Here is a 10,514-nt window from a genome sequence, read left to right as displayed (position 1 = left end):
GTTCTATCCGTCGCTTTGAATTCTATCCGTCACTTTGACAGTTCTATCCATCGTTTTGACGAGGCTATCCGTCATTTTGACTATTCTATCCATCGCTTTAAATTCTATCCGTCACTTTGACGGTTCTATCCGTCGCTTTGACGAGGCTATCCGTCACTTTGACCAATTCTATCCGTCGCTTTGAATTTTATCCGTCACTTTGAAGGTTCTATCCATCGTTTTGACGAGGCTATCCGTCATTTTGACTATTCTATCCATCGCTTTGAATTCTATCCGTCACTTTGACGGTTCTATCCGTCGCTTTGACGAGGCTATCCGTCACTTTGACTATTCTATCCGTCGCTTTGAATTCTATCCGTCATTTTGACGGTTCTATCCACGCTTTTGGCGCGGCTATCCATCATTTTGATGATTCTATCCACGATTTTGGCGTGGCTATCCGTAATTTGGGATTCTATCCGTCACTTTGACGGTTCTATCCACGCTTTTGGCGCGGCTATCCATCATTTTGATGGTTCTATCCACACTTTCAAGAAAAGGAGACATATATGGACTTATTTATCGCAAGCAATCGCCAACTACCTATCCGTTATTACGTCAATGAAGCGATTTGGATTCGTCGCGGTTGCTTAAGTTTACATCAATTAACACTACCTTTTTTTGTAGAAGTAGAAATAAAAGACCCACTTCATTTATTGAAAATTACAGAATATGTTCAAGAAGTCCAACAACAATATCGCTATACAGAAATTCAAATTGTTACGAAGCACAATCATATTTTAATGCACTTGCAAGAGCTTCTTCCCCACTCTAATGACAATCATATTCTCACTATTGAGCAACAAATTCGCCCATAAAAAAAGGTAGCATTGTTTGATAAAATGCTACCTTTCTATTTTTATAAAGCCATAACTGGCAGCTCAATGATAAACTGCAACATACCATCCTTATATTTCGCGTCAATTTTACCACCATGTAGTTCTACAATGCTCTTCGCAATAGCTAGTCCAAGTCCTGAACCTTCTGCTACACTCGTTCTAGATTGATCTTTTTTATAAAATCGCTCAAATAAACTCGTTAGCTCTGCAGATGTAAATTCATTACTTTCATTCGCAACACAGATTTGGACATACATTTCTTTTCTGTCAAGAGACACAAAAATCTCCCCGTCACCTGTACTATATTTAATGGCATTCACTAATAAATTCTCAAAGACCCTGACAATTTTTTCAGAATCTACTGTTGCAAAGATCCGCTCCTCTGAGAAATTTTTAATAAATGTACGATGGTTTTCCTCCGCTTGCGGAATTAACTCCTCCATTAACTGATCGAGAAGTTCATTCATACATACCTCTTGCTTCCCAAGGACAATGCTTTCATTCGTTAGCTTCGTATATTCAAATAAATCTTCAATCAGATTCTTTAATTGTTCGGATTTTGAGAAAGCAATCTTTACATACTCATCATATTGCTCCTTCGTGTCATATCTTCCATCTCTTAACAATCGTAAATAGCCCATAATGGAGGTAAGAGGTGTCCGAAGGTCGTGTGAAACATTTGTAATTAATTCATTTTTTTGTTTTTCAATCCTTCGTTCCATTTCTATATTGGTCATAATTGCTTCGGCCATATGATTGACATTCTCTGTTAATAAAGCGATTTCATCTATACCCTTTTTCTCAATCCGATAAGTTAAATCTCCTTTTGCGATTTCCTTAACCCCCTTTGCTAACGCCTCAATTTGTTTCATTTTCCGTTTTGTTATATAGAAAAATGAAAAGGTGAAAAATGCAATTCCAATTAATGCAGGGATTGGACCCTCTATTGTTTCTGTAATAACTACACCTTTTGGAATACCACTGACAAACAAATATAAATCTTTATCTTCTAGCGTTAATGGATAAAAGGCAATAAATTCTTGCCTCGAATCCTCGACCTGCGGGATATCATAATTATAGAAAGGATTGTTGATTGCAAAATCCATCACATGACGAATCTTATTATGTAAATCGATTTGTTCCTCTTCCGCTTGTTTTGTTTTATACAAAACCTTTCCGCGCTCATCGGTAACTAGCACTTTCATCGCACTTTGTTTCATGTCCATCTTTAAATTTTCATCTTCAATCATTTGCTGTAAAGCTTCAATACTATTTTCACTAACAGCCAAATCTGCTGCATGCTGCGCTTGAAAATTTATTTGCTGCATACCTGCACTATAGTCTATGGTAGCTGTTGCATTGATATTTCCCAAAATTGGCAGACTTGCTCGTGCTGCAAGTAAACCGAGAAATGCACAAAGAATAAATGTTGTTAAAAGTTGAATTCTGATACTTTCTCGAACTTTTGTAACGGCTTTTACAATCAGTACTTTCAATTTGTTTAGTAAGTATTGGAATGGTGGCTTAATGATCTTTCTCAATTTTATAACCTACTCCCCATACGGTTTTAATATATTGAGGATTTCTTGGATTTGTCTCAATTCTTTCTCGAATTTTCCGAATATGTACCATTACCGTGTTTTCAGACTGTATAGCCTCTTCCTTCCATACCTTTTCATAAATTTGCTCAGCGCTCATGACAATGCCTTGATTTCTTGCAAGTAGCTCAAGAATTGAAAACTCCCTTGGCGTAAGCTTAACCTTTTCATTGTTGACGATTACTTCATGTGTGTCGGTACTAATTCGCATATCACCAATTTCTATCTCATTCTCGTCCATCCTATCTGAACGATTCATTTTGATATATCTACGAAGCTGAGACTTTATACGGGCAATTAACTCTAAAGGATTAAAGGGCTTTGTAACATAATCATCTGCCCCTAATGTTAATCCGGTGATTTTATCCATATCCTGAGACTTTGCTGACAGCATAATAATGGGCATCTCAGCTATTTCCCTTACCTTCATACACATTTCAATGCCATCCACGTTCGGCATCATAATATCTAGGACAATTAAATGTACTTGATGCTTCTTTAAAAGACTTAAGCCCTCCTCTCCATCACTTGCTTCTAGAACATTGTAGCCTTCATTTTTCAAATAAATAGCAATAAGATTTCTAATCTCTTTTTCATCATCCACTATAAGTATTGTTTCTTTCGTCATCTAATCCCACCAATTGAAGTATATTGATCTGGTTGTATGTTAATCAGACCTAGTACCATAACGTGCGGATGATTAATGTTCCGACTGAGCCGCTTCCAGTGCATATCCAGCCTTTACGCTAATCAACCTATTTCATGCTATATATTTCCTATTAATATTTACAGTTCCTAATTTTAACTATTTTTTTATTTTTCGTATATAAAAATAATAAAAACATCTTACAATACCGTCTTTAATTTTCGTCTATAAAAATAATAAAAACACCCTACAATACCGACGAAAACGCCAAGATATATACCGTATTTCGTTGCCAGCATTGAAATGCTTTCAATATACTTTCCAAAGTACAAACCAAGTGTAAAGTAAATCGATGTCCAAACAAAACCTGCTGAGTAGTAATACAAAGCGTATTTTTTAAACGACATGTTGTTCATACCTACTAAGTATGGAAGTATATGTCTCACAACGGGTATGAAATAGCTTATAACTAAAGCAAAATGACCGTATCTATCTATTAGTTCTTTTGATTTCAATAAATATTTAGCCTTGTTCTTTTTTACCAATTTATCAAGTATTTTATGGCCAAACACTTTACCTAGGATGAATCCTAAAGAAAGTCCTGAAACTGCACCAAGATAAGTTATGACAAAAGCTTTCAATACACTCATTTTATCTAATGAAGACATAAAGCCGCCGCTCATAACGATCATCTCATCAGGTAGGGGCATACCCACGATTCCTAACCATAAGCTAAAAAATAAAGCAAAATAACCATATTGCTCGATATATGATACAAGATCCTGTAATCCCATTAAATAGCCCTCGCATTTCCAAGTTTACAGCTCAGCACATAGGCAGGTGGAAGGTTAATCCATACTTTTTCATGTGTAATATCCTCAAAATAGTTTTGGATAAAGGATTTCCTAACAAGTGAATATTGGAATGTAATAAATTTCCCGTCTGCTAAGCATTCCTTTACATTTCGTAAAATACGTGAGGAAATAGCAGGATCCAAAGACGTAAAAGGTAACCCAGATACGACATAATCAATTTTTTCGATATTCAATGCTGACATATATTTGCATAAATCCTCAGCTGATCCATGTATTACGATTATACTCGGCTCATGTTCAAATTGTTCATGCAGCTTTTCATAAAAAATCTCATTATTTTCAATAAGAATTAACTTTGTTGATCGCTCTTTTCTTTTTATTAATTCTTTCGTAAATGAACCAGTACCCGGACCAAGTTCAACAATGCACTGGGCATTTTCAAAACAAATGGTTTCGACCATTTTTTCGGCTAATTTTTTTGAACTAGGTGAAATCGCACCTATCGTTTTTGGATGTTTTATAAATTCAGTAAGAAACGTTATTAATTGCATAAGTTTTCTCCCCGTTCATGAGTATTATTTGAATACTTTTAATATAAAGAGCATTCCTTAAAGATTTCCGAGGAGATTTCTTAAATTTTTCTTAAGAATTTACATTATTTAGCTGTATTTAAATGTGCAACTGGTAATAGTTCAGCAAGATTTCAACCAATTGAGTCTGCTGGCCTTCGCTCTTGATATAACACCGACTACTACTGCAGCTGTACTTATTCGTGTGATGCTTGGGAATAAGAGGTTTATGCAATGGTACTTGTCCAAGTTTTTGTTGCATTTAGATCAAATGAAGATTCGTGAGATTTATCGTTTACTCAAATTGGAAGGAGATGACTCATGGACATCATTGATTTTGTTGGTATACATTAAAAGTGGAATAATCATTTTGTATGCTATGGAGAAAGCAGAAAGAGTAGTGCGTATCATAAAGTTGATGTTTGAGGAGAAAATCGATGAGGCAATAATTGCTGTAATAAAAATGATACCTAAAAAGAAAGAGCATAATATGTTAAAAGTTTAACAATAATTAAACCAGATGCTCTAAAGTGAGCCCAGATTAACAAAATGGATAGTAATGTATACTGACTAACAGCAATATTCAATTTTACTAATTACCATAAATATATTAAACTGGTAGTTAATTGGATGACACATTAGGAGTGACAAGATTTTATGACTGAGGAAAAAATAAAAAAATTACAAATACCATCCACTATTATTTTAGTTTTATTTGGTTTTTATATGTCACTTAGTGACAATATATTACTATTCCCATTTTTTTTAATTTTACTTTCTCTAAGCTTATTTTTGATTAGTTTGCGATTATATTTAAAAAAATATTATCCAATTCTTCGCTCACTTATTATAATCATTTGTTTTATTTTGATTATAATAGCATTCCAAACTTTTTTTGAATAATTGAAAAAGGAGATATACAAGAGTGTATTTCCAGAACTAACAAACTAGGCACTGTCAATGAAACGCTTAGAATGCGAAACTTCTTTGGTTCTTTATCAATTTCTAGGTATTCAATTTTTTACTTACATCAACTTCTGGGCTTTTTAAATAAAGCAACTTCATCTTTTCTACGATTGACTAGTTCTTGAAGTTTTTTACCACCCGCATGACACTATAACAGCATTTCAATACATGCTTTACCCCACTTTAAGTAATTTAACCCCTGGCTTTGCTGTCATTTTTTGTTGGCAGTCTTTTCATAAATACTTCTCTTCAGGGCATTCTTTCTAATAATTATTTACTACACAAAATAGTCATACAATTGCTTCCAATTGAATAGAAACCTATATAGAGAATAATTGATAAGGGGAAAAATAAAGTGGGGTGTGAAAGGATGCTTAAAGTAAATGATACAAAAGAATTGGTACTCGGAATTGTGCAACATGACCCATTGTTTGCAGTAATACAAAATACACCTTCAGAGGAAATACTCTACAATGACGGTTATTTAACAAATATTGAGCACGCAAATTATTATTCTACTTCAGAAGTCGCAGGTTGGTTTGACATAACGGATGCGATGCTTCGCTATTACATTAGACCATTTGAACAATATATTTTTGATAATGCTACGAATAGCCCAAACACCAATATTCGTTTGAACCTTCCTGCCATTTTAAGACTTCGTATGATTTTGCTACTAAAAGATGAATACCGCGTCAAAGGCTTAAAACATTTAATAGGAATTGACGACTATGGGCAATTTATTAAACACCAAATAACTGCCACAACTATGGGTACTGATGATTTAGCCAATAAAGTTGATGTTCTTGGAAATGTTCTGCAACAAATGGTGCAAACAGGACTTTTTAATATTTTTCCAAACGAAGACCATGGAGACTTACAAGTAACGATCAATCACGACTTTCTCGCACAAAAAATACAATTAGTATCCTCGGAATCCGATCTTCAAGTGGAAGAAATTCAAAAAGAAACAACTGAACTTAAACTTGAAAATGAACATCTACAAAAACAAATTTCAGAACTGCAAGAGCGTAGCGTAAAGGATATTGTTCAAAAAATTCGTGAACGTCATATTGAAAATGAAATTGTGTCGACATTACGGACTGAAGCATTACAGCAATTTTCTATGGACAATAAGGCAGGCTTTTTCAAAAAAACTTTTCGTTCCTCTCAAATTGAGATGGAAAAGGAGCAATTTGTGTTGAGCTATATTTCGAAGCATTTAGAAGAACGTTTAGAAGTAGCACTGAATAATTATTATGGAGAATAACTATTTACAAGTAAGATGAAGAACATGAAGGAGTCTGTTTAAAGAAGCCGTTCATGTTCTTTTTTATTGTCATTTATTTTTTGAAAATTAGTCTTATAATCAGTATAAAGAACAGTTCAAGAGGTGAATTGTATGGCAATGATTGAGGTCAATAATTTAACGAAAAAGTTTGGAGATTTTTATAGCGTACAAAATGTGGACCTACAAATCGAAAAAGGTGAAGTGTTCGGATTTTTAGGTCCAAATGGTGCAGGTAAATCAACAACAATTCGGCATTTACTGGGCTTCTTACAACCCACAGAAGGACAGTGCTTCATAAAAGGATTAGATTGTCGAAAATCTACAGCGGAAATCCAAAAATTTGTTGGCTATTTACCTGGTGAAATTGCGTTTATCGATAAAATGACAGGACTACAATTTATCAAATTTATTGCCCAAATGAGGGGGTTAAAAGATTTAACCAGGGCACATGAACTCATGCAATACTTTGAATTAAATGCCACTGGGTTTATTAAAAAAATGTCAAAGGGTATGAAGCAAAAAGTTGGTCTCATTTGCGCATTTATGCATAACCCTGAGATCGTCATTCTTGATGAACCGACAAGTGGATTAGACCCTCTTATACAAACGAAGTTTATCGATTTTATTTTAGCTGAAAAAGAAAAAGGAACGACCATATTCATGTCCTCTCATATGATTGAAGAAATTGAAAAAACTTGTGACCGTGTAGCAATCCTTAATGCTGGAAAAATTGTTGCAACGGAAACAATTGCTGACTTAAAAAAGCGCAAATCGAAAAAGTTTTTAATAGAATTTCAAAGCGAGCAAGAGCTATCTCGTTTTTTAGAAGAGCCGCTTAACATTGAACAGATTGGGCCAACAAAAGCCATTATTAAAGTTCAGGGTAATGTCCAAACATTGCTTCATACATTAGCAAACTATAAAATGAATGATCTCGATATCATTTCACAATCACTTGAAGATATATTCATGCATTACTACGAAAGAGGAGGTACAGAATCATGAACTTTACTTTGCTAAAACATGAAGTGCGAGCTACTGTTAAACTTTTTTGTATCATACTCGCTGTATTAATGCTCGATATCATTAGTATTGTCTATATGTATAACCCTGAAATGAGCAATACACTTAATAAGCTTACCGAAACCATGCCAGAATTGATGTCAGCATTTGGTATGAGTAACATGGGCAATTCATTAATTGAATTTTTATCTACCTATTTATATGGATTTTTATTACTTGTTCTGCCGTTAGTCTTCATCATTATGTTGGCCAATAAACTAATGATGGGCTATATCGATAATGGTTCCATGGCATACTTAATTGCAACACCGAATACACGTTTTAAAATTGTCTTCACACAGGCATTTTTTTTGGTTGCCAGTATCTTCATACTGCTCTCGGTAACAACTTTAATAGCCATCATATTTTCGGGAGTTTTATTTCCAAATGAACTGGATTTAAGTGCTTTTTTGACATTAAATATCGGCCTTTTTTTCTTACATTTTGCCATAAGTGGTTACTGCTTTTTAGTATCCTGTAGTAGCAAGGATTTAAGAACTTCTTATGCATATAGTGCAGGAATTCCTATTCTTTTTTATTTAATTCAAGCACTTAGTAATATGGGCGGTTCTTTAGAAAAGCTTAAGTACTTCACGATTTACTCATTGTTTGCACCTGAAAAATTAATGACGCAAGATAGCTCGTCTATTTGGATGCTAGGAGCATTGTTTTTAATCGGGCTGCTATGCTATATGCTGGCGATTCGTGTTTTTGTTAAACGTGATTTGTATTTATAAGATGTAGTATTAGCTTGGCTTGTTTATTTAAAAGCCAAGCCGATTTTTTATAGGATGAAGTTAAATCTACATTGTAGGTGGTAAATAAATATTTAAAAAGGTTAAAACAGTTAAGTTACCGATATCTACAATAAAATGAGAAAATATTACCCATCTTAAGCTCTTTGTTTTCAAATATGTAATTGCCCAAACAACACCAGCGATACTTAAATAAATATACAAATGATAGGATTTGCTTGCTATAGAAAATACTCCCCACATTAATGGATGACTAAGCACAAAAAATAATGTTGAATATACTATACTTAACCATCTAGGAAAAAAGTTTGCCAGTCCATCAAGTAATATCCCACGCCAATAAAGTTCTTCAAACCAAGGATTTATTAAAGCAAATAATAACCAAAGCACAATAAGAAGAATAGAGTTAAATAATTGATAGTTCATAAAAAATATAGTTAGTGGAAACATTCCCAATAGTAAAGATATTGTAATCCAAACCTTAGAAACCGCAGATTTTCCTAACCAACTTTTAATCGGCTTATCTCCTTTAAAATAAAAAATGCAGATTCCGATTGCACTCCAGTAAACTATCGCCAAAGGAATCCAAGCCCACCCTTGTATGTACTGGCTAAAGATTGATGCCGTAATAAATCCCAATCCGATGATCACAAATGGTGATAGTAGAAGAAATATACTTTTTTTACTACTCATTTTAATTGCAGACCCCTCGCTTTTTTGATTTTATTATTTTGTAAAAATCTTCATAAGCATATTTGCATCAGGTATAGGGCATTCAGTCCATTGAATTATGTTAATTGCTAAACCTTGTATAAAGGCAAAATAAGTAACAGCTAGTGTTACTGGATTCGCTGAAATGATCTCCCCCTTTTCCTGTCCTGCCACAAACAAAGGTAATATACAATCTACAGGTGATAGTGCATTATCCCTTGTTAGCAACTCTTTTACTTCATTTGGGATAGCGTCTGAAGTACTTGCTTGTATCATAATCAAAAATAAAAGTGTATGTTCTGAATCTATTAAGTTATTTAATATTTGTTCTGTCATCCACTTTAACTTCTCAAGAGGTGAACCCTTATGCTCAATTGCTTTCTGAATAATTTCAATAGAACTATTAGAAGCTTTTTTTACAAGCATTGAAAAAATTTCATCTTTTGAATCAAAATAATGATAGACAAGTCCATGACTTAAACCAGCCTCTTTAGCAATATCACTGATTTTTGTTGCCACCATTCCTCTCCTAGCAAAGACTATTAATGCAGCTTGTAATATTTGTTCTTTCCGTGCATCTCTAAGCTCCTGATTTTGTTCTTCTTTTCTTGGCATCAATACCACTCCTTTTTGATTGACTAGTCAGTCAATATAAAGATATTTTATTGTTTGATACAATATTTGTCAATGGTTTAAACTAACTTGAAAGGTTTACTTCTTTAGTAAAGAGATATAGAAGCTATCTCTTTACTAAAGGCTTCATTGCTGTAAAGATACCAAATTACCAAAAAGTCGCATTAAACGAAAATGAATAGTTACCATTTCTTCCACACTTAACTCCTCATTCCCTTTATCCATCCATTCCTGTATAACCCCTAAAATCGCAGAGCTTAAAAAAGCCTGAAAATATTGCTGGAACTCCGGATCAAGCACCTCCTCCCGAATGAGAAATAGACTTTTTAAAAGATGGTTACTAAAGAATTTTTTCATTTTATTAGTAAAGGTTGGACTTCCCTGCTCCCCTAAAATAATTCGAAAGGCTCTAGCATGCACTTTAATACATGTAAACACCTCGACAAATGGTTGATAAATCTGTCCTGTTTTAACTGTTTGGAACGCTTCTAGTGGTTGAACGTTTTTACATAACTCCCCAGTTCACTTAATAGCTCCTACTGCAAATCCTCCATTACTTCAAACTTATCTTTATAATGTAAATAGAAAGT

At 33.9% G+C, this 10,514-nt stretch carries 13 protein-coding genes; 6 read left to right on the top strand and 7 right to left on the bottom strand.

Features of this window, described 5'->3' with window-relative positions; genetic code table 11:
• The first annotated feature begins 241 nt into the window (after positions 1-241).
• Complete coding sequence (locus MWJ95_RS24385; RefSeq protein WP_283175693.1) at positions 242-367, top strand: hypothetical protein; 126 nt, start codon at positions 242-244, stop codon at positions 365-367.
• 181 nt (positions 368-548) lie between these two features.
• Entirely contained in the window at positions 549-857 is a 309-nt protein-coding gene (locus MWJ95_RS00410) for a hypothetical protein (protein WP_249074296.1), read from the top strand.
• A 41-nt stretch (positions 858-898) separates the two neighbouring features.
• Here the strand turns inward: MWJ95_RS00410 and MWJ95_RS00405 are convergent, their stop codons facing one another.
• The 4 genes from MWJ95_RS00405 to MWJ95_RS00390 form a co-directional block, all read right to left on the bottom strand.
• Positions 899-2,419 carry a sensor histidine kinase gene (locus MWJ95_RS00405; protein ID WP_249074297.1) on the bottom strand — a complete coding sequence of 507 codons (1,521 nt, stop codon included), beginning with the start codon at positions 2,417-2,419 and terminating at the stop codon, positions 899-901.
• Positions 2,403-3,104: a response regulator transcription factor gene (locus tag MWJ95_RS00400; RefSeq protein ID WP_249074298.1), complete on the bottom strand. Its 702-nt coding sequence runs from the start codon at positions 3,102-3,104 to the stop codon at positions 2,403-2,405. Before MWJ95_RS00400 ends, MWJ95_RS00405 begins: the two co-directional genes overlap by 17 nt.
• A 218-nt stretch (positions 3,105-3,322) precedes the next feature.
• Entirely contained in the window at positions 3,323-3,916 is a 594-nt protein-coding gene (locus MWJ95_RS00395) for a DedA family protein (RefSeq protein ID WP_249103662.1), read from the bottom strand.
• The gene (locus MWJ95_RS00390) at positions 3,916-4,488 is read right to left on the bottom strand and encodes a class I SAM-dependent methyltransferase (RefSeq protein WP_249103659.1); all 573 of its coding nucleotides are present in this window, start codon (positions 4,486-4,488) and stop codon (positions 3,916-3,918) included. Before MWJ95_RS00390 ends, MWJ95_RS00395 begins: the two co-directional genes overlap by 1 nt.
• 124 nt (positions 4,489-4,612) lie before the next feature.
• Here MWJ95_RS00390 and MWJ95_RS00385 point away from each other — a divergent pair, with 124 nt between their 5' ends.
• The 4 genes from MWJ95_RS00385 (at position 4,613) to MWJ95_RS00370 (ending at position 8,562) form a co-directional block, all read left to right on the top strand.
• A complete protein-coding gene (locus MWJ95_RS00385) occupies positions 4,613-5,011 on the top strand; it encodes a hypothetical protein (RefSeq protein WP_249103656.1) in 399 nt (132 codons plus the stop codon).
• Positions 5,012-5,842: 831 nt separating this feature from the next.
• On the top strand, positions 5,843-6,742 hold the full coding sequence (locus MWJ95_RS00380) for a hypothetical protein (protein WP_249103653.1): 900 nt from the start codon (positions 5,843-5,845) through the stop codon (positions 6,740-6,742).
• Between the two features lie 138 nt (positions 6,743-6,880).
• Positions 6,881-7,768, top strand: a complete 888-nt coding sequence (locus MWJ95_RS00375) for an ABC transporter ATP-binding protein (protein WP_249074447.1) — start codon at positions 6,881-6,883, stop codon at positions 7,766-7,768.
• On the top strand, positions 7,765-8,562 hold the full coding sequence (locus MWJ95_RS00370; RefSeq protein ID WP_249103652.1) for an ABC transporter permease subunit: 798 nt from the start codon (positions 7,765-7,767) through the stop codon (positions 8,560-8,562). The genes MWJ95_RS00375 and MWJ95_RS00370 overlap by 4 nt, the downstream gene beginning before the upstream one ends.
• 66 nt (positions 8,563-8,628) lie before the next feature.
• On the opposite strand, the gene MWJ95_RS00365 is transcribed toward MWJ95_RS00370, so the two are convergent.
• The 3 genes from MWJ95_RS00365 to MWJ95_RS00355 form a co-directional block, all read right to left on the bottom strand.
• Positions 8,629-9,273, bottom strand: coding sequence for a CPBP family intramembrane glutamic endopeptidase (locus MWJ95_RS00365; protein WP_249074306.1), 645 nt, complete (start codon positions 9,271-9,273; stop codon positions 8,629-8,631).
• Between the two features lie 33 nt (positions 9,274-9,306).
• Positions 9,307-9,906 carry a TetR/AcrR family transcriptional regulator gene (locus tag MWJ95_RS00360; RefSeq protein WP_249103649.1) on the bottom strand — a complete coding sequence of 200 codons (600 nt, stop codon included), beginning with the start codon at positions 9,904-9,906 and terminating at the stop codon, positions 9,307-9,309.
• A 144-nt stretch (positions 9,907-10,050) separates the two neighbouring features.
• Positions 10,051-10,383 carry a TetR-like C-terminal domain-containing protein gene (locus MWJ95_RS00355; RefSeq protein WP_349294133.1) on the bottom strand — a complete coding sequence of 111 codons (333 nt, stop codon included), beginning with the start codon at positions 10,381-10,383 and terminating at the stop codon, positions 10,051-10,053.
• Positions 10,384-10,514: the final 131 nt, after the last annotated feature.

The sequence above is a fragment of the Lysinibacillus sp. Bpr_S20 genome (assembly GCF_023337835.1).
In the GTDB taxonomy this organism is placed as follows: domain Bacteria; phylum Bacillota; class Bacilli; order Bacillales_A; family Planococcaceae; genus Lysinibacillus.
The sequence above is the reverse complement of the archived record's forward strand: the minus strand, read 5'-3'. Positions and strand labels throughout refer to the sequence as shown.

Excerpts from the sequence above, each read along its gene's own strand:
- MWJ95_RS00365 (WP_249074306.1), bottom strand. The coding sequence starts at position 9,273 with ATGAGTAGTAAAAAAAGTATATTTCTTCTACTATCACCATTTGTGATC.
- MWJ95_RS00380 (WP_249103653.1), top strand. The coding sequence starts at position 5,843 with ATGCTTAAAGTAAATGATACAAAAGAATTGGTACTCGGAATTGTGCAA.
- MWJ95_RS00375 (WP_249074447.1), top strand. The coding sequence starts at position 6,881 with ATGATTGAGGTCAATAATTTAACGAAAAAGTTTGGAGATTTTTATAGC.
- MWJ95_RS00395 (WP_249103662.1), bottom strand. The coding sequence starts at position 3,916 with ATGGGATTACAGGATCTTGTATCATATATCGAGCAATATGGTTATTTT.
- MWJ95_RS00360 (WP_249103649.1), bottom strand. The coding sequence starts at position 9,906 with ATGCCAAGAAAAGAAGAACAAAATCAGGAGCTTAGAGATGCACGGAAA.
- MWJ95_RS00410 (WP_249074296.1), top strand. The coding sequence starts at position 549 with ATGGACTTATTTATCGCAAGCAATCGCCAACTACCTATCCGTTATTAC.
- MWJ95_RS00370 (WP_249103652.1), top strand. The coding sequence starts at position 7,765 with ATGAACTTTACTTTGCTAAAACATGAAGTGCGAGCTACTGTTAAACTT.
- MWJ95_RS00400 (WP_249074298.1), bottom strand. The coding sequence starts at position 3,104 with ATGACGAAAGAAACAATACTTATAGTGGATGATGAAAAAGAGATTAGA.
- MWJ95_RS00390 (WP_249103659.1), bottom strand. The coding sequence starts at position 4,488 with ATGCAATTAATAACGTTTCTTACTGAATTTATAAAACATCCAAAAACG.